Annotated in this window: 25 protein-coding genes and 1 pseudogene; 8 read left to right on the top strand and 18 right to left on the bottom strand. The window is 45.0% G+C overall.

Annotation, left to right across the window (positions count from 1 at the left end):
• The first annotated feature begins 53 nt into the window (after positions 1-53).
• Entirely contained in the window at positions 54-971 is a 918-nt protein-coding gene (locus tag BP688_RS08855) for an NAD-dependent epimerase/dehydratase family protein (RefSeq protein WP_290623995.1), read from the top strand.
• Here the strand turns inward: BP688_RS08855 and BP688_RS08850 are convergent.
• From BP688_RS08850 to mvk, 6 genes are read right to left on the bottom strand one after another with little or no spacing between them, the layout of a single operon-like run.
• On the bottom strand, positions 954-1,652 hold the full coding sequence (locus BP688_RS08850) for a DUF1614 domain-containing protein (RefSeq protein WP_290595993.1): 699 nt from the start codon (positions 1,650-1,652) through the stop codon (positions 954-956). The genes BP688_RS08855 and BP688_RS08850 overlap by 18 nt on opposite strands.
• A complete protein-coding gene (locus BP688_RS08845) occupies positions 1,649-1,888 on the bottom strand; it encodes a PRC-barrel domain-containing protein (RefSeq protein ID WP_290595994.1) in 240 nt (79 codons plus the stop codon). Before BP688_RS08845 ends, BP688_RS08850 begins: the two co-directional genes overlap by 4 nt.
• A 49-nt stretch (positions 1,889-1,937) precedes the next feature.
• Positions 1,938-2,891 carry a polyprenyl synthetase family protein gene (locus BP688_RS08840; protein ID WP_290595995.1) on the bottom strand — a complete coding sequence of 318 codons (954 nt, stop codon included), beginning with the start codon at positions 2,889-2,891 and terminating at the stop codon, positions 1,938-1,940.
• A gap of 1 nt (position 2,892) precedes the next feature.
• Positions 2,893-3,936 (bottom strand): type 2 isopentenyl-diphosphate Delta-isomerase, encoded by a 1,044-nt coding sequence (gene fni / locus BP688_RS08835; RefSeq protein ID WP_290623997.1) that lies wholly within the window; start codon positions 3,934-3,936, stop codon positions 2,893-2,895.
• Positions 3,933-4,658, bottom strand: coding sequence for an isopentenyl phosphate kinase (locus tag BP688_RS08830; protein WP_290595997.1), 726 nt, complete (start codon positions 4,656-4,658; stop codon positions 3,933-3,935). The genes fni and BP688_RS08830 overlap by 4 nt, the downstream gene beginning before the upstream one ends.
• Complete coding sequence (gene mvk, locus BP688_RS08825; protein ID WP_290623999.1) at positions 4,645-5,505, bottom strand: mevalonate kinase; 861 nt, start codon at positions 5,503-5,505, stop codon at positions 4,645-4,647. Before mvk ends, BP688_RS08830 begins: the two co-directional genes overlap by 14 nt.
• Before the next feature lie 49 nt (positions 5,506-5,554).
• Between mvk and BP688_RS08820 the strand changes: the two genes are divergently transcribed.
• Positions 5,555-6,286: a histone deacetylase family protein gene (locus tag BP688_RS08820; RefSeq protein ID WP_290595999.1), complete on the top strand. Its 732-nt coding sequence runs from the start codon at positions 5,555-5,557 to the stop codon at positions 6,284-6,286.
• On the opposite strand, the gene BP688_RS08815 is transcribed toward BP688_RS08820, so the two are convergent.
• From BP688_RS08815 to BP688_RS08800, 4 genes are read right to left on the bottom strand one after another with little or no spacing between them, the layout of a single operon-like run.
• On the bottom strand, positions 6,258-7,139 hold the full coding sequence (locus BP688_RS08815; RefSeq protein ID WP_290596000.1) for a hypothetical protein: 882 nt from the start codon (positions 7,137-7,139) through the stop codon (positions 6,258-6,260). The genes BP688_RS08820 and BP688_RS08815 overlap by 29 nt on opposite strands.
• Positions 7,129-7,344 (bottom strand): hypothetical protein, encoded by a 216-nt coding sequence (locus BP688_RS08810; RefSeq protein WP_290596001.1) that lies wholly within the window; start codon positions 7,342-7,344, stop codon positions 7,129-7,131. Before BP688_RS08810 ends, BP688_RS08815 begins: the two co-directional genes overlap by 11 nt.
• 19 nt (positions 7,345-7,363) lie before the next feature.
• Positions 7,364-8,197 carry an alpha/beta hydrolase gene (locus BP688_RS08805; protein ID WP_290596002.1) on the bottom strand — a complete coding sequence of 278 codons (834 nt, stop codon included), beginning with the start codon at positions 8,195-8,197 and terminating at the stop codon, positions 7,364-7,366.
• A gap of 45 nt (positions 8,198-8,242) precedes the next feature.
• The gene (locus BP688_RS08800; RefSeq protein WP_290596003.1) at positions 8,243-9,181 is read right to left on the bottom strand and encodes an L-threonylcarbamoyladenylate synthase; all 939 of its coding nucleotides are present in this window, start codon (positions 9,179-9,181) and stop codon (positions 8,243-8,245) included.
• Positions 9,182-9,260: 79 nt separating this feature from the next.
• On the opposite strand from BP688_RS08800, the gene BP688_RS08795 reads away from it, so the two are divergent.
• Both BP688_RS08795 and BP688_RS08790 read left to right on the top strand, forming a co-directional pair.
• Positions 9,261-10,199 carry a replication protein A gene (locus tag BP688_RS08795; RefSeq protein WP_290596004.1) on the top strand — a complete coding sequence of 313 codons (939 nt, stop codon included), beginning with the start codon at positions 9,261-9,263 and terminating at the stop codon, positions 10,197-10,199.
• A 1-nt stretch (position 10,200) separates the two neighbouring features.
• Positions 10,201-10,878 carry a hypothetical protein gene (locus BP688_RS08790; RefSeq protein ID WP_290596005.1) on the top strand — a complete coding sequence of 226 codons (678 nt, stop codon included), beginning with the start codon at positions 10,201-10,203 and terminating at the stop codon, positions 10,876-10,878.
• A 3-nt stretch (positions 10,879-10,881) separates the two neighbouring features.
• Here BP688_RS08790 and BP688_RS08785 read toward each other — a convergent pair whose 3' ends face one another.
• From BP688_RS08785 to BP688_RS08775, 3 genes are read right to left on the bottom strand one after another with little or no spacing between them, the layout of a single operon-like run.
• On the bottom strand, positions 10,882-11,805 hold the full coding sequence (locus BP688_RS08785; protein ID WP_290596006.1) for a DUF1152 domain-containing protein: 924 nt from the start codon (positions 11,803-11,805) through the stop codon (positions 10,882-10,884).
• Position 11,806: 1 nt separating this feature from the next.
• The gene (gene eif1A, locus BP688_RS08780) at positions 11,807-12,100 is read right to left on the bottom strand and encodes a translation initiation factor eIF-1A (RefSeq protein WP_290596016.1); all 294 of its coding nucleotides are present in this window, start codon (positions 12,098-12,100) and stop codon (positions 11,807-11,809) included.
• Positions 12,097-13,068, bottom strand: a complete 972-nt coding sequence (locus tag BP688_RS08775) for a tyrosine--tRNA ligase (protein ID WP_290596007.1) — start codon at positions 13,066-13,068, stop codon at positions 12,097-12,099. The genes eif1A and BP688_RS08775 overlap by 4 nt, the downstream gene beginning before the upstream one ends.
• 102 nt (positions 13,069-13,170) lie before the next feature.
• Here BP688_RS08775 and BP688_RS08770 point away from each other — a divergent pair, with 102 nt between their 5' ends.
• Entirely contained in the window at positions 13,171-13,455 is a 285-nt protein-coding gene (locus tag BP688_RS08770) for a GYD domain-containing protein (RefSeq protein ID WP_290596008.1), read from the top strand.
• A 22-nt stretch (positions 13,456-13,477) separates the two neighbouring features.
• Here the strand turns inward: BP688_RS08770 and BP688_RS08765 are convergent, their stop codons facing one another.
• Positions 13,478-14,395, bottom strand: a complete 918-nt coding sequence (locus BP688_RS08765) for a B12-binding domain-containing radical SAM protein (RefSeq protein ID WP_290624003.1) — start codon at positions 14,393-14,395, stop codon at positions 13,478-13,480.
• A 1-nt stretch (position 14,396) separates the two neighbouring features.
• Positions 14,397-14,687 (bottom strand): hypothetical protein, encoded by a 291-nt coding sequence (locus BP688_RS08760; protein WP_290596010.1) that lies wholly within the window; start codon positions 14,685-14,687, stop codon positions 14,397-14,399.
• Positions 14,688-14,735: 48 nt separating this feature from the next.
• Between BP688_RS08760 and BP688_RS08755 the strand changes: the two genes are divergently transcribed.
• Genes BP688_RS08755 through BP688_RS08745 form a run of 3 tightly spaced genes read left to right on the top strand, consistent with a single transcriptional unit; the run spans position 14,736 to position 17,961 of the window.
• Positions 14,736-15,875, top strand: coding sequence for a geranylgeranyl reductase family protein (locus tag BP688_RS08755; RefSeq protein WP_290596011.1), 1,140 nt, complete (start codon positions 14,736-14,738; stop codon positions 15,873-15,875).
• 37 nt (positions 15,876-15,912) lie between these two features.
• Positions 15,913-16,923 (top strand): carbon-nitrogen hydrolase family protein, encoded by a 1,011-nt coding sequence (locus tag BP688_RS08750; RefSeq protein WP_290596012.1) that lies wholly within the window; start codon positions 15,913-15,915, stop codon positions 16,921-16,923.
• Between the two features lie 24 nt (positions 16,924-16,947).
• On the top strand, positions 16,948-17,961 hold the full coding sequence (locus BP688_RS08745) for an adenylosuccinate synthetase (RefSeq protein WP_290624005.1): 1,014 nt from the start codon (positions 16,948-16,950) through the stop codon (positions 17,959-17,961).
• Here the strand turns inward: BP688_RS08745 and BP688_RS08740 are convergent.
• The 3 genes and pseudogenes from BP688_RS08740 to BP688_RS08730 form a co-directional block, all read right to left on the bottom strand.
• Positions 17,958-19,685, bottom strand: a complete 1,728-nt coding sequence (locus tag BP688_RS08740; protein ID WP_290624007.1) for a long-chain-fatty-acid--CoA ligase — start codon at positions 19,683-19,685, stop codon at positions 17,958-17,960. The genes BP688_RS08745 and BP688_RS08740 overlap by 4 nt on opposite strands.
• A 368-nt stretch (positions 19,686-20,053) precedes the next feature.
• A complete protein-coding gene (locus BP688_RS08735) occupies positions 20,054-20,179 on the bottom strand; it encodes a hypothetical protein (protein ID WP_290624009.1) in 126 nt (41 codons plus the stop codon).
• Between the two features lie 85 nt (positions 20,180-20,264).
• Positions 20,265-20,383 (bottom strand): annotated as a pseudogene (locus BP688_RS08730) (IS630 family transposase); the annotation flags it as partial.
• Positions 20,384-20,402: the final 19 nt, after the last annotated feature.

Here is a 20,402-nt window from a genome sequence, read left to right as displayed (position 1 = left end):
TCACTGGCGTGTGCAGAAAAAGTATATAACTACTCATTTTAAAATCTTTCCCAATGATAGTGGTAACGGGAGGAGCAGGCTTCATCGGCAGTCATGTGGTTGATAAGCTGATAGAATCCGATGAGATAATAGTTATAGACAACTTTTCCAGTGGGAAAGAGGAGTTTGTCAATCCGGAGGCAAAAATTGTTAAAGCTGATATATCTTCTGAGGAAGTTACAGAGTATATTAGCGGTGCAGAAGAGGTCTGGCACATTGCAGCAAATCCTAATGTTAGAATTGGTGCAGAAAATCCAGATGAGATTTACAGAAATAACATTCTCGCTACATACAGACTTCTTGAATCTATGAGGAAAACTAAGGTGAGCAGAATAATATTCACATCCACCTCTACTGTTTATGGAGAAGCAAAGGTCATTCCCACTCCTGAAGATTATCCCACCCACCCGATAAGCCTCTACGGAGCTTCAAAGCTCGCTTGTGAGGCTTTAATCGAGTCGTATTGTCACACCTTCGACATGCAGGCGTGGATATATAGATTTGCCAACGTGATCGGCAGAAGAAGCACGCATGGGGTTATCTACGATTTTATGATGAAACTAAGGAAAAATCCGAAGGAGCTTGAGATTCTCGGAAATGGTGAGCAGAATAAATCCTATATCTACATTAGTGACTGCGTTGATGCTATGTTTGCAGGTCTGAAAGCTAATGAAAGGGTCAACATATTCAACATAGGCAGTGAGGATCAGGTTAAGGTCAGAAGAATCGCGGAGATTGTCTGCGAGGAACTGGATTTGAACCCCAAGTTCCGTTTTACGGGAGGTGACAGGGGGTGGAAAGGGGATGTGCCAGTTATGCTGCTGAGCATAGAGAGACTGAAAAAAATCGGATGGAGACCTAAATACAGCAGCGAGGAGGCAGTGAGGATGGCGGTAAGGGATTTGATTGAAGAGCTAAATAAGCAAAACTGAGAAGATAACTGCAAAAATACCCGTCAGGAAAATCCCGTCAAAGGTGCCTGCACCTCCGATACTTACAACTCCTGAACCTATCCTGTCCAAGTCTTTCATGTGTAGTATGTCTGCACCGAAAAGTGCAGAAAGAACACCGGTCGAAAATGCAAGTTTTGGAAGCAAGATTAAGGGTAGATTTGCCAAAGAGATGGCTATAAAGCTGAAGAATGCCGCTGTTAGTGGGGGTATAAGCATTGGAACGACCACTCCCACACCCGGCACAGGTTTAGCGAAGGAGTATATAACGACAGACGTGAGAACAAATATGAAAAGCCAGAATTCTGTGCTCATATATTTGAGCAGGTCTGATAAAGCCTTAATGGCGAGAATTGACGGGAAAATACATCCTCCCAGATTTACCGCTACAACTATCTTTCCTCTTCTTCTGATCGCGTAGATAAATCCGAATACTCTATATCTTGTCTCGTAGACAATTCCCTCCTTTTCATAAATCGGGATATTGATAATGCTACCGAATAAAATTAATGCAAATATCATTAAAGCCGTATTCGCATCAACACCGAAAACAATCTGAAAAACTGCAGTACCAGTAAATATGAACAGGATAAGCAAGAAGGGGAGAACTATGAGTAGGACGAAAAGTGGGAGGACAAGGGGTGGAAATAGGTAATCTCTCATCTGACTCTTCTTCTGTCAACTACTATGAAATCCTTTAAAGACCTCACACACTCAAAGGGGATTATATACAGCCCTTCCTCCTTCTTAAACTCAGGAACTTCATTCTGTGGCTTTACAAGCAGATTTACGATGCTCCCAGTTTTGAAATCAACAGTGATGTTGTAAAGCGTTCCAACAACGGTACCATCTGTAAGGACTACGGACTTTCTCGCCAGACTCCTCGCAGGAACGTACATTTTCTCTCACCTTTTTAAATTTCAATTTAACCCATATAAATTTTTGTCGCTACTTTTTTCTTCTAACAAGGTAATCGGTAAGCTCAATCAACACTTCTCTTGCGTCACTTTCTGGCAGTATCGTCAATCTCTCCTTTGCCTGTTCCGCATACTCCCTTGCTCTTATTACAGCATAGTCAATAGCTCCACATTTCTTGAGCTTTTCAATGTCGTATCTAATCTCTTCTTCGCTTGCAACCTGCTTGCCGAACGTATTTAGCTTAACACCATCCTCAAAGGCCTTTATCACGATTAAGGTTTTCTTTCCTTTGAGCAGGTCACTTCCCCAGTCCTTCCCCGTATTTTCGGTTAGGTCGAGAACATCGTCGTGTATCTGAAAAGCTATTCCACTCAGGATCCCATACTCCCAAAGGCTGTTCACGACATCTTCATCTTCACCCAGCAGAATGGCAGGTAGAGAGGATGAGGCTGCTATAAGAACGCCAGTTTTGAGCTTGACCATTTCAAGATACTCTTCTTCAGAAATCACATCCCTGCTCTCAAAGCTCATGTCCATATATTGCCCCTCACAGATTTTAATGCACACATTGGAGAGAGTTTCAACAGCCTTTACGATGTTTTCTGGTTCAGTATCACATTTCGTCAGCAGTTTGAAAGCTTCGGCAAAGAGGGTATCACCTGCAAGAATTGCGGTAGCCTCTCCGTAAACCCTGTGAACAGTCGGAACTCCTCGCCTCATTTCATCCCTGTCCATTATATCATCATGGACGAGTGTGAAGTTGTGCACAGTCTCAACGCTAACGGCAGCTGGAATAATTCTCTTATAGTCTTTACCAAGAGCCTCGGCAATAAGGAGGCTTATAACTGGCCTCAACCTTTTTCCTCCAGCTTTAATTAGATGTCTTGCTGCAGAGTAGAGTCCTTCAGGCTCCATCTCGGGCAAGAATCTCTCGATTGCTCTATTAATTATCTCAGCCCTTTTTTCAATTTCATCCTTCAGCATGCTACCTCCCTTCTCGAAACCTAATCCACTCTCTCAGCCATCCACTGATGAACACAGGTGCCCTCTTCAGATCGTCAGTATCTCTGCAACCAGTTAAAAACATTGCCGTTTTCAGCCCCTTCCTGAAGTATTCGATGATCTCCTTTACAGCTTCAACACCCTCAACTGCTGCCCTGAGGAATGGTAAGGCAGCGCTCGCGACTTCAGCTCCGAGCACAATACATTTCGCAACGTCAATACCATTTCTTATACCGCCAGTTGCAATGAGAGGAAGAATACCCCTGCAGTCAACTATGCTGAATGCAGTCGGTATTCCCCAGTCCCAAAAGTCGAGGCCTACAGCCCTGCTTATTTCATCATCAACTCTGTAAACCTCAACCCCGCTGAATGTCGTCCCCCCCTTTCCTCCCACATCTATTGCAGCAACTCCGGCATCTCTGAGCATAACCGCGACCTCTCTGCTGACCCCAGCTCCAGTCTCCTTTGCTATCACTGGCACCTTGATATCTCTACACACCTCTCTGACTGCATCTACGCACTTTTCTGCATTCACATCTCCTTCAGGCTGAATCGCCTCTTGAAGGTAGTTGAGGTGGATAGCAACAGCATCAGCGTCTATCATCTCAACAGCCTTCTCCACAATCTCAACACCCTCCTCAAGAACTTGAGGTGCACCTATGTTAGCGTAAATGAATGCTTTTGGTGCCTTCTCTCTTACAATCGTAAAGCTATCAGCCAAACCCTCATTCTCAATAGCCGCCCTCTGGCTTCCAACACCCATCCCTATTCCCATCTCCTCAACAGCCTCAGCCAAATTCGCGTTGATACTCTTTGTTTCTGGATGTCCACCAGTCATCGAAGCTATAAGGAAGGGAAAAGACAGTTTTTTGCCAAAAAAATCAACCTCAGTCTTTATCTTTGAGTAATCTACCTCAGGTAAGGCTTTATGGATGAGCATGACGTCCTCAAGTCCGGTATACTCCGATTCGACCCCTTCTTCGAGGCAGATTCTTATGTGGTCTATCTTCCTTTTTGATGTGCTCACAAAACCACCTCCGTTCCCACTTTTTCTCCCTTCAAAAACCTCTTCAAATTACTGTAATCTCCTCTGAAGATGAAAACCTCGCATCTGTGGTTCATGCTGAAAACCTTCCGAATTTTATTCAGCATTCCTCCCGTTACATCAGTCTTCTCTCTCCCTTCATACTCGATCCTTTCCACAGTCTCAATATCCAGCCTTTCAACAACCTTTCCCTTGAGCAATACGCCGTCAACATCAGTGGCGAAGCCGATTCGGGATGGTTTGATGCATTCTGCCAAATGAATCACGATGTCATCCCCCGAAAGAACCTCTATGCCATCTTTACCAAAAATGACGTCGCCATGGAGAACCGGAAGGAAGCCAGAATTTAAGGCTCTCGTGATGTATTCCACATTGCACTCAAGGTCTGAAGTGCGTGTGTAGAAGGTCATGGGATGGATTGGTAGTGCTGCAACTCCAAATTCCACAAGGGTGGAACAGAAATGCTCACTCAGGCGAAGACATGCAAGATGAACCTTTGAAGCTCCAAGAGTGTTCAGACCATACTTTTTCACGTGGGGGTGACCGAATGAGCCAGCACCGTGAACGACAATCAGACCATCCCAACTTTCAGATATGGCTCTGCACACCTCTTTGAGAGCATCTCTATTAAGTTTTTCAAAAGCACCCTCGTCCTTGTCCGTAATAACAGACCCGCCAACCTTCAGTATTCTAATCTTCCTCAACTCTAACACCTTCCGTCTCGCATTCAACGATCATACTCCCTTCTGGTTTATTTCCCGTGTAGATACCAAACACACATCCTCCTCCACCTGCCCCGGTTATTTTTGCCGTCATCCCCTGTTTTTCTAATTCGGCAATCACCTCGTCTATTTCTGGAGTGCTTACACCTATTGCTCTCAGCAGGGACTGGTTGAGGGCTATAAGTTCATTTATGAATTCAACATCGTCCATGTTCTTGCTCGCTTCGAGCGAGATGATGTCAATTGCATCAAAAATCTTTTCCACAATTTCTGGATGCCTCTCTTTCAGCCCAGCCACTTTTGAAACCATTTCAGCTGTTGACTTCTCCCCGAGATTGAAGACGAAAAAGCTGAAGGGAACTTCAACCTTTACTCTTTCGGGAAATAGCCACGCTCCACCGTAGGTGGATATGAATGGGTCTATTCCGCTCGCTCTCCCCTGAACGTCAATTTCAACTTTCTTTGCCATCTCAAATATCTCCTCTTTGCTCAGACCAACATCAAACTCGGCACTTAATGCTTTAATCGTCGCCACAATCACGGCAGCAGAACTTCCAAGTCCCGAACCTATGGGAATTTCACTTTCAATCTCTATTTCAGCACCCTTAATGTCCACGACCTCTCCGAACCTTTTAACGGCAAAGCTGACGTATGGATGAATCTTGAAGTCCAGTCCGGTTATCCCAAGCTGAGATTTTATTCTGAAGTCCTCTGCCTTCTCCACCCTAACCCTACATCTCTTATTTATTGCTGAAACGAGGGCATGCCTTCCGTAAACAACTGCATGCTCGCCGAACAGAATTATCTTGCCCGGAGCGGATGCAATCATTAGGGCATATAATCGGAAAAATTAAAGAATTTTGTGGAGATTGATCTGTATGAAAATTGTGTTTCATCCCAAGTTCTATACAGTTTACACCTCAGACCCTGCTGCGGAATCTGGAAGGATGGAGTCAATTGTTGAAGAGCTCCGAGATTTTGAGTTTGTTGAGCCAGAATCTGCAACAAAAGAGGATATTCTGCTCGTTCATACATCAGAGCACTACGCTTACGTCAGGAGCGAGCCGGAGGTTTATGAGGTTGCAGTCCTTGCAGCAGGAGGAGCGATTAAGGCATCACAAATTGCATTCACCGAGCCTGCATTCGCAGCAATACGACCTCCGGGACATCATGCAAGCCCTGATAGCAGCTGGGGCTTCTGTTATTTCAACAACATAGCTATAGCGGTTAAAAAGCTGCTGAATACAGGTAAAATAAGGAGGGCAGCAATAGTTGACTTTGATCTGCACTTTGGAGACGGGACTGCCAACACCTTTGCAAATGATGAGAGGGTGAAATATTTTCACATGCAGGGAGGAGATGTAGCAGGAATTGACGATTTTCTGAGGAAAGAAGAGTATGACATCATTGCAGTTTCAGCAGGATTCGACAGGCATAAGGATGACTGGGGCGGAATATTGGAAACTGAAGACTACAGAGAAATTGGGAAAATCGTGAGAGAGAATGCGGAGAACAAATGTGAAGGGAGGAGATTTGCAGTTCTTGAGGGCGGATACAATCACTCGGTGCTTGGAAAGAATGTCAGAGCCTTTGTTGAGGGTTTGAAATAGCCCAAATCATTTCAGCGTCCACATCTGGAGGGCAGACACTGCTGAATTCTTCGAAGCTCTCGCACTCACTCGCAACCCCCATTAGAAACAGCTCAAGATACCTCTTCCTGTCAACCCCGAAGTAGTCCTTCTCACTAACGCCCCGGAAGTAAAGGCGATTAACAGGATTGTCGCTCGGCTTCAGCACGTCAGGTGGTGTGAATGGAGTACCGTAGTAACAATCAAAAAACTCCTCATCTGTGTTCATTCTCCTTGAGAACCTCGTAACGTCGAGCAGGACGATTTTTCCTTTGCAGTACATGGCTTCATAGTCTTCAAAGGGTGTGTAGGTGTATCCATCCTTCCAAAGGCTGTAGAGTAGCTTTACACTCCTGAAAATTGACTCTTCAATCATCTTCACAGTTTTAGGGTCGCTCTTCATGATGTCTCCATCTCTGAATTCCGAGAGAGGTATGCCGTCAACCCATTCTTGGAGCATGAATTCATCTGTATAGGCTATTGGTCTTGCAATATTTTCATTGTATTTCTCAAAAACCCCTTTCAACGGGTCAAGTATTTCGCGAAAGCTATTGATTGGCGAATTGGGGGCCAGAATGTTGAGAACATAGCTTTTTCCATCCCCATCAATCTTGAAAACGTAGTATCTCACCCACGCGGAGAGCATTGATACCTTGAACTCATTCGCAACTCTCTCAAGCTCAAGCTCCTCTATTGCTTTAGTGATCTTCCTTTTGATGACTTCACGCCTTTCATCAGGAGTTTTCCCAAAAAGGGATTTTTTAAGCAGTGCTACTGTTATCCCCCAACACACCACATGGTCTTCAGCGATATTTTCGTCGAAGCTAATCCTCAAAGGGGAACTCATAGCTCTCCATATTAATCTGTTCAACTTTCCTAACGATTCCCTTTGTCCCGCAATCTGTGCATCTGACTATAAAAATTGTGGCATCAAATTCTGAAGTTCTCCTCCTGAACTTTCCCTTCCTGACTTGGAGAACTTCTGCTTTGTGCAGCTTGGCATCGTCACATATGGGGCAGTCAATCTCGATGTATTCCATGTAGAGGGTTGGAGGCATATCATAAATTTCTTTCGAGAAATTCCATCTCTGCTTTCGTGCATTTATCGAAATAATCAAGATAGACATCGAAGTGTCCGCAATCAAGGCTGAAAACTTCTGCTTTTTTTGTCATCTTCGCCGCTTTGTGGGCTGCGTAGGCTGGTGTTATCAAATCATTCTCGGCGATTACATACATCACGGGACATTTTATTTTATCTACAAATCTAATTGGTTTGTATCTTGGGAGGGATAAAGCAACTCTCGCGGGTGTTGAATTCTCCCACTCAACCCCTTCTGGCAGCATTTCGAGATACTTCATGGCATCCGGTGTATTCATGAAGGCGAGCTTACCGGGAGGTGAGACAATGGGTAGATTAAAGTATCTGCCAAAGAGAGAAGCAAGCAGATCAACAAAGGCAGCCAGTGTTAGGAGAGTTGAATCCTTCATCCCCGCAGCCTTCACACATGCCATTCCATCAACAAAGGGAACCTGAGATACCACTGCATCAACATCGAGTTTAGATGCTGTCACCAAAACATGTCCTCCACTGAAGGATGACCCCCACAGAGCCACCTTCCGATATCTTTCCTTGGCGTATTTCACAGCCCTCTCCCAGTCCTCAAGCTGCTTTTTGATGCTGATGAGTTGCCTCGGTTCTCCGTCACTTTTGCCAAAATGTCTGTAGTCGAAGAGAAGAACATCAAATTTTTCTTTGAAAACGTCAGCGTAGGGGAGCAAAGCATCCTTCACTGCACCGAATCCATGAGCCATCACAATGCATGCTTCACTACCATTTCTGAAAAGGAGGGCATGGAATTTTTCACCATCCTTTCCAAGCCAGATTTCTTCCATGAAAAGATAAATTCATTTGTGTATATTAAACATTGCACAAATTTCCTAAGCCCTGAAAATCTTCTCTCCTGCCAACCTTCGAAGCCTGTCCATAATCCCCTCCTCTTCGATGCCCTCAATAACAATTAAATCAGGTCTCAACAATTCTGCCTCTCTTACTGCTGAAAAAAGCTTTGATGAGTATTTTTCAATTGACTCTCCAAGGATTATTGTGTTCTCGAATATCTTCCTTCTCGCGATCACTGCAACCTTCATTCCTCTCTCTGCCATTCTTTCAGCAAACTCTCTGACCCTCTCTTCAGCCCTCTCCCCTACAAAAACGTAAACGGGGGATGAAATGGTGTATATCTCATCTTTTTGAGGTTCAACAACAACATCAATGGATTTTCTGAGTTCGTTCACCTTAACGGCCCCCGTTCTCAAGACTCTTGCAGGTCTAACTGTGAGGTCAACGATAGTGGACTCTATGCCGAAAGAACATTCCCCAACGATTACTGCGTCTATCTCATTTCCCAAGTCTTCGAGCACATGTTTGTAGGTCGTCGGGCTTGGCTTCCCAGTTTTATTGGCTGATGGAACTACAATCGGTCTTCCGAGCTTTTTGGCAAGCTTGAGCGGAATTTCGTGATCTGGCATTCTCACCGCAACCTTGTTCATCCCTGCAGTGACGATGCTGGGAATAACCAGCTTCTTTCTCAGAACGATTGTCAGAGGACCGGGAAAAAACTCCTTCATGAGTCTTTCAGCTTCTCCGGTAACCTCTGCAATTTTGTAAACCTCATCAATTTCCGAAACTCCAACAATAAGCGGTTTGGAAAGCGGTCTTTTTTTGACTTCAAAAACTCTTCTTACAGCGTTCTCATCCAAAGCGTCGCATCCTAATCCATAGACCGTCTCCGTTGGAAAAGCAACCAGTCCACCCTCTTTCAGAATCTCCACAGCTCTTTTTACCCCATCTGTACTGCCGTCAAGTACCTTAGCCACACAAATCTCTTCATATCTCGATTTTTTAACTTTCGGAAAAGCTTTTTACAGGTTTGATAAAGGGTGATAAGGTGATCGGATGGATAAAGTTGAATCACTCGCGAACGAAATTTACGAAAAGTATAAGGATTATGGTGTTGACAGGAAGGAAATTGTTGAGAAACTGAAAAAGCTCCTTCTGGAATTCAAGGTTCCTGAAAGCGAGGCCATACGGACGATGAACAACTACATCATTCGGGAGTACAAGGTTCCCAGAGAAGAGTTGAAAGAGCAATTTACGAAGATTGGGGATATAAAGGAGGCTGGAAAGTGGGTGAGCGTTAAAGCCAAAGTTGTCCAGCTCTGGGAGTCTGGCAGTCCGTCAATAGCACAAACGGGCTTGATTGGGGATGAAACAGGTGTGATAAGATTTCTGATTTGGGCAAAGGCGAACAAACAGCCCGTTGTTGAGGGTAAAAGCTACATATTCCGAAATGTGGTTGTTGACGACTATGGCAATGTTTTAAGGTTGAATGTCACGAGGATAAGTGAGATAGAGGAATTGAAGGAGGATATTGCGGTAAAGCCAATTGAAGATTTGCGAGAGGACACAGAGGTTGTCGGGGCTCTGGTAGCGATACAGCAGAACAGCGGCCTGATACAGAGGTGTGGTGAGGAAGGATGCAACAGGGTTATAAAGTCGGGTAAGTGCCCGGTTCACGGAAAAACGAAGTGGTATGACGATTTGAGGATAAAGGGTGTGCTTGACGATGGAGAGAGGACTTATGAGGTAATAATAAACGAGGAAGGTGTAAAGGAGCTTACGGGAATAGACATCGAAAAGGCGAAAAAAATGGCTGAGGAAAACTACGACAGAGGAGCAGTTCTTGAAGAGCTGAAAAAGTTACTGCTGGGCAAGTATCTTAAGGTTGTCGGAAGTCTTACGCCGAGGTATCTCGTGGCAAAACAGGTCGAGTTCTACAGACCGGACATCAAGAATGAAATAAACGAGCTTCTGGCGGAGCTGGAGGAGGGATAAAATGACTGTTTTTATGAAAAGAGAGGTAGCAAGGAGAGTTTTTGCCAAAGAGCTAATGGATTCTACCTATGCGATGAGAGATGAGGGTGAGAAGAGCCCAGTTTACATCTTAACTCCCCTCGGACTGAAGTGCAACAGAGTTTTCATCATAGGCGCTCTCACGGAGAAAACGGATGTTGGAGAAGATAGCAGCATTTACAGAATCCGCATTACCGATCAGACGGGGAGCTTTGTAGGATATATCGGAAGGTTTCAGCCCGAAGCCTACGATGCCATCGCAGAGATTGACGTTCTAAATCTCGTTGCTGTTACAGCCAAGGTCAGGCTGTTCGAGGGTGAGACGAGAAAGTTTGTCTCTCTAAGACCGGAGAGTATAAGCATAGCAGATGCGGAATCGAGGGATTACTGGGTTGTTGAGACTGCAAAGGCTACGATACAGAGGATCAGGGAGATGGAGAGAGGAGAAGGGGAGAACGTGAAGCTTGCAAGGGAAATCTATGGCACTGACGTTGAGGAGTATAGGAAGGCTGTCAAAGAGGCTCTGCTGAGGCTTAAGGAGGAGTACACAGTTGAAGAGGAAGAAGAGATTGTAGAGGAGGAAGAGATCGAAGAAGAGGGTGATATAGACTTTGATATAGAGGAGGAGGAAATAGACCTCACGGAGCTACTTGAAGACTGAGAGTCAAATCTTTAACCCGCTCACAGCCCTCTCAAAGTCGTATTCAGTCAGAATCCCCTCTGCATTGAGCAGTCTGTTAGCCTCCTCAAAATTTGAAGCTTTTTCAACAATTTTTGCAGCCTCATTAATTTCAAAAACGCCCTTCGCTTTGAAGTAGAAGATCAGGGTTGAAAGAGGGGTAATTAAAGCTGTTCTACCCTTTCTGAGCTTCTTCAATCCCATCTCACCTTCGTAAGCCAGAACAGGTATCAGACTCGCTTCCGTTGTAACATCTCTGATTACTTCCTTCATCAGCAGGTAATCCCTCTTACTCATGGATGAGCATCCGAGAAAGCCCCCATTGGCTAAAATCTGCGAAATGTTTAGCAAAAGCTCTTCCACCCTCAGCTCTCCATCGCTGCCGAAGCCCGTAACCGCAACTATTCCATCAACCTGCTTTAACGCTGCGACACACATCGCATCAGCGAGGGGACTTCTAACTCCAGACTCAAAACCTACTGAGATCGCATCTCCCCCCGCATCAACTCCAATTATGACTGAAATACTCTCTTTTTCCGCAAAGTCTCTTATCCCTTCTGCCAGCTTTGCCACACCCTTCGTGATATCGAGCGCCACAACCCTCCCGAAATGCCTTGCACTCCTCGCGATATTGGGTGTGACCCCGTCTTTGGTTCTCGTTTTCACGTTTGCAATTCCTACAGTATTGTTAATGACTTCAATGCTTTCAAGTTCCTCCAGACTTCTCGGACCGGGTTTGGGATCAACAACTATTCTGTCCCAGATTATGCTACCGTGGTAGACTTCAAACCCAAAATGCCTCAGAAACCCCGCAATGGGTATCGTGCTTACTATATCTCCTCCGCCACCGATTCCGAAAGCAAGAGCTTTCCTACTCTCCGCCTCTTTCAGAAGATCAATAATCTCCATTTCAGAACTTCAGATATCCCTTTCTCTCAAGCCACTCAACCTGCGGGTTTGTGTATCTCCAGACTATGTCTCCTCTATCTTTCTGGAACGACCAGGGAACGACTATGACAACGTCTCCTTCCCTGATCCAGATTCTCTTCCTCATCTTTCCCGGAATTCTTGCCAGTCTCTCTACACCATCCTCACATCTGACCCTTATGTGCCCAGCTCCCAGCATAGACGTCACTATCCCGAACATCTCTCCCTTATTCCTGTCCGGAAGTCTGACCCTGATTACATCCTCTTCATCACTCAGACAGACACCTCTAATCTTTTTCTTGCATCTTCGAGAAGCTTGTTTAAATATTTTGCCACGGCAATTTTTAGGTCAAGTGGATGTAGCGAGCCTGATTTGAAATCTTCTACCAGATTTTCAAAGCTCTCGTATTCAACATCTCCTCCGAACTTAGCGTCTCTTTCAATTTTCATCTCCCCGAACCTCGGAAAGATGTGATATCTCGCAATATCCAGTATGGGATTGTCTTCAACAACACCAGCAGGACAGTAGGCTTTCCTGATCTTTCTCTCCACGACATCCGGGGCATCTCTGACGGAGATGTAGTTACCCTTAGAACTGCTCATTTTCTCACCATCAAGCCCGACAAGAATTGGAGTGTGCAAGCATACTGGTGATTTGTAACCCAGCTTTGGTAGATTCTCTCTTGCAAGCATGTGTATTTTTCTCTGGTCTATCCCACCAACAGCTAAATCAACCCCAAGGTGTGCTATATCAAGAGCCTGCATGAGTGGATATATCATCTGCGATACCATCGGATCCTCTTTTCTTCTGCTTACTTCATCCATACTTCTTCTTGCTCTGTTGAGCGTCGTAATCCTCGCAAGCTTCAGGACATCGAGGACGTAGTCTCTATTGAGCTGATACTCGCTGCCAAGCACGAATTTTGCCATACTCTCATCGAGACCAAGTGCTATGAAAACCCTCTTGTTGTATTCAGCCACCTCAGCAATCTCCTCAAACGTACCTTTCTCATTCAGGTAAGCGTGAATATCAGCAAGAAGAACGATAATTCTGAATCCAACTTTCTGCAAATCTATCAGCTTCTGCACAGTCATCATGTGTCCCAGATGTATCTCACCGCTCGGCTCGTAACCGACATATGCTGTGGGTCTTTCGGAGGTTTCAATCAGATGTTTTAACTCCTCCTCAGTTACAACTTCTTCTGCGTTTCTCATTGCGAGCTTTAGCTTTTCAGCGACATCCATATGCTCTGCATTTCATGGCGGTTTTTAAAATTGTCTTGTTCCACGTCACAGGCCAATTAACTTTAAATACGTTTAATTATTAACAATAATGGGGTGAGGCAAATGAAGTATGTAATCCTCTCCAGACTGACGGATGAGGGAGCAGAAACCCTGAAGGAAAAGCCTGAGAGAATAAAAGAAGTAAATCAGGAGCTTGAAAGAATGGGGATAAGGGTTCTGGAGCAATATGCGGTTTTTGGGGAATATGATTTTGTCAATATTGTGGAGGCAGAGGATAATGCGATAGTTATGAAAGCAATGGTTGAACTGGCGAGCAGAGGAACTATAAGGACTGTCACCATGCCCGCCATTCCAGTAGATGAACTGATAGAGAAGCTTAAATCTTGACTTATTTTTTCCTCCTGAAATGCTATAGCCCTATCAGCCCAAGTTTATACATGTCATTGCTCGTCAAAACCCTCTCTCCGCTCTTTTCCAGCACCTCCACTGTCCTGATTGTGTCGTCAATCTGCTCAAGCATATTCTCTTTTTCATCTGGCAGCATGCCGTGAACACCGAAAAATATTGGGCCGCCCCTCGTGAAGAGGTAGTTGGAAACGTGGTCGCAGGTGAAATACGTCTTGATTTCTATTCCCTCAATCAGCATCCTCAGCTCCTCAAGCTGCTCCCTTGCGTTGAGCAAAGTTATCTCCTTTCCTATCATCTCCTCTATCGGCGTCCCCTCTATAACCGTGAAGTTACGAACTCTTACGAATGTGGGTTTTGCCTTGTTTATCACCTCTGCAGTATTCCTTGCATGCCTCTCACTCCTCTCTCTCCCGCCGAGACCCGTCATAACATAGTATGTAACTTCAAAATACTTCGTTGCCTTTCTACCTGCTTCAACAGCATCTTCAGGCTTTATCCCTTTATTTACAAGCTCAAGCACCTCTCTATCTCCACTTTCAAGACCCATGTGCAGCCTTGTCAATCCTGCCTCACTCAATGCCTCAAGCCTCTTCTCTGGCATCTTTGCTATCGTCTTGATTCTTGCATAGGCTGTAACTCTCTCCACTTCCCTCCTCTTTTCCCTCAGGTATTTGACAATCTCAAGTATGTCTGGGTGAATGAGGGGGTTGGAGTCACCAATAAAGGCGGTTTTTGAAGGTGGGAAGTGCTTGGGAATGTTATCTATATCCCTCATAACGTCCTCTTTTTTTCTGATCTCAAACCTCATACCTTTATACATCGCACAAAAAGCGCACTTATTCCAGTTGCAACCTCTAACAGCTCTTATCAAATAGCTCCCAGCCTCACTTGGCGGGCGGAAGGGTGGGAAGTCGTACATGTTACCTCCTCACACTGAATCTTTTGAACTTGAGCAGCGCTAAACCCTGTAACCACATTTTCGCCTCCTCCAGAACTTCGTCACTCAGTCTCACAAAATTTCTTCCCACTGATCCCTCATACACCTCGCCGATGTAAAAATCAATTCTGTCCCTCTTTACAACAACCTTCAGAGGGTCATCGTAAATAGTAATCTCGTTTTCATTACATTCTCCTCTTTCAACGAGTAATTTTTTTAGAAATTCAAAGGAATCGAGGACTCTGGATGCGTATAATGAAATCTCCTCATCCATGCTCAGAGTCATATGAAAACTTTAAAAAGTTGATGCCCATCTTGGCTCATGGATGTTGCCGTTGCGGGCGTCGGGATCGCTGGTGCATTCGTTTTAAGAGGTTTAAAAGGCTCGCTGGAAGTTTTGGGCATTGATAAGAGGGAAAAGCTTGGTTATCCGGTTGAATGTGGAGAGATCATACCCACAAAAAAGGAGATGAAAGTCCTCCTCCCAAATCTTGAAGATTACTCTCTTTTTAACATTCCAAAGAGATTTGAGAGTAACAGAACGAAAGAAGTCCACTTCATTCTCCCGAATGGAAGAACCTACGAAATAGACTTTGAGTTTCATGTTGTAGAAAGAGATAAGATGATCCAGACCATTGCAGAAGAGTCTGGACATGAGCTAATGCTGAAAACGAGGATCAAAGGATTGAGGGGGGATAAGCTAATCACGGAAAGGGGAGAGATTGATGCGGAGGTTATTGTGGCATCCGATGGTCCAAATTCAAGGTTGGCTAAAGCTCTTAACCTGCCGAAAAGGGAATTCTCGCCTGCAAAGCAATATGTCATGAGGGGTGTTGAGTGCGATGAGGACGTGGTTTACATGTATATTGGCAGAGAAATATCTCCCGGAGCCTACGCGTGGATAATTCCCAAAGGGGATGGTGTGGCAAACGTTGGAATTGGATTCAGGCCTGAATACAGCAACAAAGGAGATACAATTGTCAGAGCACTTGACAGATTCGTCAGGGAATATCCATATTCCTCACAATTTCTGAAAAAGGCTGAGGTTGTGAGCGGCATTGGTGCCGTGGTGCCAGTTGATCTGCCTGTGGAAAGGGCAGTTTACGGAAACGTTCTATTTGCAGGAGATTCCGCAAGTATGGTGATCAGCCATGTTGGAGGAGGGATACCCCCATCAATGGTTGCTGGAGATGCGGCTGCAAAGGTGATAAACGGTTACTTTGACGGAAATGCTGAGCTTGAGGAATATGACAGGTTGTGGAAAAGATATCTTTACCAACCACTGATGAATGCATACTACTTGAAAAGGTTATGGGATAGATTCTCGGATAGCGATGAAAGAATAACGAGAATATTGAGTTTGGCGAGCGATGCAGATATGGGAAAAATTCTCAGATGCAGAATACCAGCGAAAATCAGACTTATTTCCCCACTCCTACCTATAGTCGAGAAATTTATTTAAGGAAACTCTTTTATTGATTCTTTACTTTTAAATTATTATGAAAGTGGCCATTGCCCAGATTGAACCAGATTACATGTCCAAGGAGGGGAGCATTGATAGGGCTGTGAAGGCAATAGAAGAAGCAGGAAAAAAGGGTGCGAAGATAATTGCATTCCCTGAGACCTTTATCCCCGGATACCCCTACTGGAGGGGGTTTACCGGACAGAAGTGGGCAGATTATATGCTGGAATATCAGCGCAATTCTGTAAGGTTGCCTCAAGACCTCTCTCCGATCATGGAAGCTGCAAAAGAGGGCAATATTAACGTTGTGCTTGGTGTGAGTGAGCTTGACGATAAACCTGGAAGCCTCACTCTCTACAACACAATTGCTTTCGTTTCCTCGAGGGGAGAGTATCTGGGGAGACACAGAAAGTTGATGCCAACGCACGGAGAGAGAATGGTCTGGGGGTTGGGGGATGGGAGAGATATTGAGGCTTACAAAACCGATGTTGGGATGATTGGAGGGTTAGTTTGCTACGAAAACCACATGACACCTATAAAGTCTCTACTTGCACTAAAGGGTGAGGAAATTCACATTGCTCTCTGGCCCGGATACTGGGTAGCAGAAAAAACGACCGCAGTAAAGAGGAGATTTGACCCTGAGAAGGACAGAATTCACCAATGCGATGTTGACTGTGCGATCAGAGAATACGCTTTCGAGACGCAGACCTTCGTTCTTAGTGCAAATATGTATCTTTCATCCGACTTGCTCCCAGAGGGTGCCTTCGACATAGCAGCCGGGGGGAGCTCAGTTGTAAATCCCTCTTCCCTTTACATTGTCGAACCCGTTTTGAATAGGGCGGAGATAATATACGCCGACATAGACGTGCGGGAGAGAATGGTTACAAAGGCTTATTTCGATTGTGTGGGCCATTACAGCAGATGGGATGTGGTGGAAATCAAGCATAAAGAATTTGAGAAGATTGAAATGGAGAAAAGGCTGGAAGAAATAGAAGAAAGGGTGGGCGAGCTTGAGAAAATAGTGGCTGAAAAATCGCAAATGAAATAAACAGCCAAGAAAAGTTTTAATGTTATGGGAGCTACGATAGTTGTTGGCGGATTTTGGGGAGATGAAGGCAAGGGAAAGATTGTGGCACATGTTGCATACAGTGACAAACCTACAATCATCGCGAGGGGAGGAGTAGGGCCTAACGCGGGGCATACGGTTGAGATTGACGGTCAGAAGTTTGGAGTGAGGATGATACCTTCAGGGTTCGTTTACAAGGATGCGAAGCTTTTTATCGGTGCTGGAGTCCTCGTAAATCCTGAGGTCTTTTTGAGGGAGGTTGAGCTGTTGAATGTGGCTGACAGGGCGAGAATTGACTACAGGTGTTCCGTAATCGAGCCAAAACACATCGAGGCTGATAAGGGGAGTGAGCATTTGAGCAAGAAGATTGGCACAACTGGAACGGGCTGCGGGCCAGCAAATGTTGATAGGGTGAACAGAACTGCAAAGCAAGCGAAAGATATCCCTGAGCTGAAGGATTTCTTGGCTGACGTGCCACTGGAAGTTAACCAGGCTATAGACAGGGGAGAGTTTGTTTTGATCGAGGGCAGTCAGGGATTTGGCTTGAGTCTTTACTATGGCACGTATCCCTACGTGACATCGAAGGATACAAGTGCCTCTGCAATGGCATCGGATGTTGGTGTAGGACCAACGAGAATTGACGACGTTATAGTGGTTTTCAAGTGCTTCCCAACGAGAGTCGGTGCTGGACCTTTTCCGACTGAGATGCCACAGGAGGAGGCAGAGAAGCTTGGGATTGTAGAATACGGGACAGTTACTGGTAGAAGGAGGAGAATAGGTTACTGGGATGGAGAATTTGCCCGCTACTCCGCGATGGTGAACGGTGCCACTCAGGTTGCTTTAACCGGAGTGGACAAGCTGGACAAGGAGTGTTATGGTGTTACCGAGTGGGAGAAACTAACACCAAAGGCAAAGCAGTTCGTGGAAAAGGTTGAAGATGATGTCAAGGTTCCGGTCACTCTGATCTCCACAGGGCCCGAGACCAAGCAGATAATAGATTTAAGAAAAGAAAAGCTTTAACCTTTTTTCAGCTTCTCAAGTTCTTCATCTCTGAGAACTCTTCTCAGAACCTTCCCAACAAGGGACTTGGGCAGTTCATTTCTGAACTCGTAAATTTTTGGCACCTTGTAAGCTGCCAACCTTTCCCTGCAGAACTTATCAAGGTCCCTCTCCGTAACTTTTCCTCTATACTCCGGTCTGAGGACGATGTAAGCTTTTACAGTCTCTCCTCTGTAGGGGTCAGGAATACCGACAACTGCAGCCTCAGCCACTGCTGGATGCTCGAAGAGCACTTCTTCAACCTCTCTGGGGTAGATGTTGTATCCACCAGCCACGATCATATCTTTCTTCCTGTCAACGATGTAGAAGTAGCCATCCTCATCCATTCTTGCCATATCTCCAGTCAGCAGCCATCCGTTTATCAAAGTCTTGTCCGTTTCTTCATCCATCTTCCAGTAGCCTTTCATCACCTGAGGGCCAAAGATTGCCAACTCCCCATCTTCGCCCGGTGGAAGAATTGTGCCTTCCTCATCAACGATGACAGCGTAGGTGTCTGGATACGGCACTCCTATACTTCCGGCCTTGTTTTGTCCGTAAAGCGGGTTACAGTGGGTGACGGGTGAAGCTTCACTCAGTCCATAACCCTCAACGAGTTTACCACCTGTAATCTCCTCCCATCTTCGCTTGACCTCAACTGGTAATGGTGCGGCACCGCTGACACAGACCCTTAGGCTCCTCAGGTTGTATTTGTGCAATTTTGGATGGTTCAGCATTGCGATGAACATGGTCGGCACACCTGTGAAAGTCGTTGCTCTATACTTGTGTACAGCTTTCATGATCGCCTCAACGTCTCTTGGGTCTGGGATGGGGATAACCTTCATTCTCAAAACTGCCGATGCATTCATCATCGTCATGCCGTAGACATGGAAAACTGGCAGACAGCCAACAGCAACATCAAAGGGTGTCGTCTTTACATCCCACTCTGCAACCTGATAGGCGTTCACCACAAGGTTGTAGTGTGTGAGCATAACACCCTTAGGAAAGCCAGTAGTTCCCCCAGTATACTGGAACATCGCAACATCTTCAAGCGGATTTATCTCTTCCCTTTTTTCTGTTCTCTCGTATCTCATCACATCATCCCAGAAAACGACTTCACTCCTTTTATCAATATCTACTTTTCCAACAACTTTCCTCTTTAGGAACGCTTTGAAAAGTGCCCCCTTCAACCAGCCAAGGAAGTCCTCAATTCTGCAGATAACAACCTTCTCAAGGTCTCCCTCTTCAATCAGGGGCCTGACTCTGGGGTACATTCCTTCAAAACAGAACATCCTCGTTGCCTCACTGTTCTTGACAATGTATCTCAGTTCTCTCTCGGTGTATATCGGATTACACTGAACAACTATACCTCCCACTTTGTAGATTGCAGAAGCGATGATTGCGTAATGGGGTGTGTTGGGGAGTCCGACAACGATTCTGTCACCCTTCTCAACACCTATGTCAAAAAGGAAATTTGCAACCTTATCCGATGCATCTTTAACCTGCTGGTAAGTCCACTTCGCCCCAAAGAATTCGAAACATATTTTATTTGGGTCAGTTGCGGCAGCATTATCCAGTAGCTTGTATGCTGGGATAACAGGGTAGTCAATGTTCGCTCTCACACCCTCATCGTAAAATTTAAGCCATACCCTGTTTATCTTCTCCGGATCAACTTCACGTATGTTTTCTCCTTCTACACCAAGCACCATGATAGAACGTGAACAAGATTTTTTATAAATTTTTTCCTTTTTCACGCATAATCTGAAAAAATTGTTGACCAGAACTGGTTGTTTTTGAAATATCACCTCAATGAAGTTCAAAGAAAAGTTTGATATGGCACTGGCAAATACCCTTGCATTAGGTTGTTAGATCGAAATAGGACACTCAATTTACAAGAGAAATTTTTAACTCTGCTTTGAGATTTAAGATTTCTTATAAGGGAATTTATGTGAGGTGGGCTGCGGATACGTGGATTTGGAAGTCATAAAACTGGTCTGTCATGAGAGACACTGTGGCAGTAGATGGTAGAACAATTTGTTGAGCAATTTTCCTTTTTTGATGGTTTTTGTCAGCATTCTTACAGAATTTTTGTCTCTCCAGCTAATCTTCTGCGTAAATCCACCTTTCTCTTGTATGTGGGATGTTTCATAAGGGTTGGAACTTTTTCGCCAACTCTTCTCACCATGGGGATTAGGAGGCTCAAGCCCCAACTCCCTCAGAACGTGGTCCCTTGCAACTCCTTTTTTCAATCACGTTTTTGAAGATACTCTCAAAATCATTCTCGTCTCAAGATATCTTATGAAGTAAAGCCTTCTTAGGATTCGCGTATCTTTTTCGATTTGATCATTTTATCCAGTTCTTCTACTGGCAGATGTTTTACAACTTCGTAAACTCGCTTTCTACCCACGTTGTTTTTTAGTATAAAT

Origin of the sequence: Archaeoglobus sp. UBA230, assembly GCA_002507545.1 — an archaeon.
In the GTDB taxonomy this organism is placed as follows: Archaea; Halobacteriota; Archaeoglobi; order Archaeoglobales; family Archaeoglobaceae; genus Archaeoglobus.
This window is presented reverse-complemented; position numbering and strand designations above follow the sequence as displayed.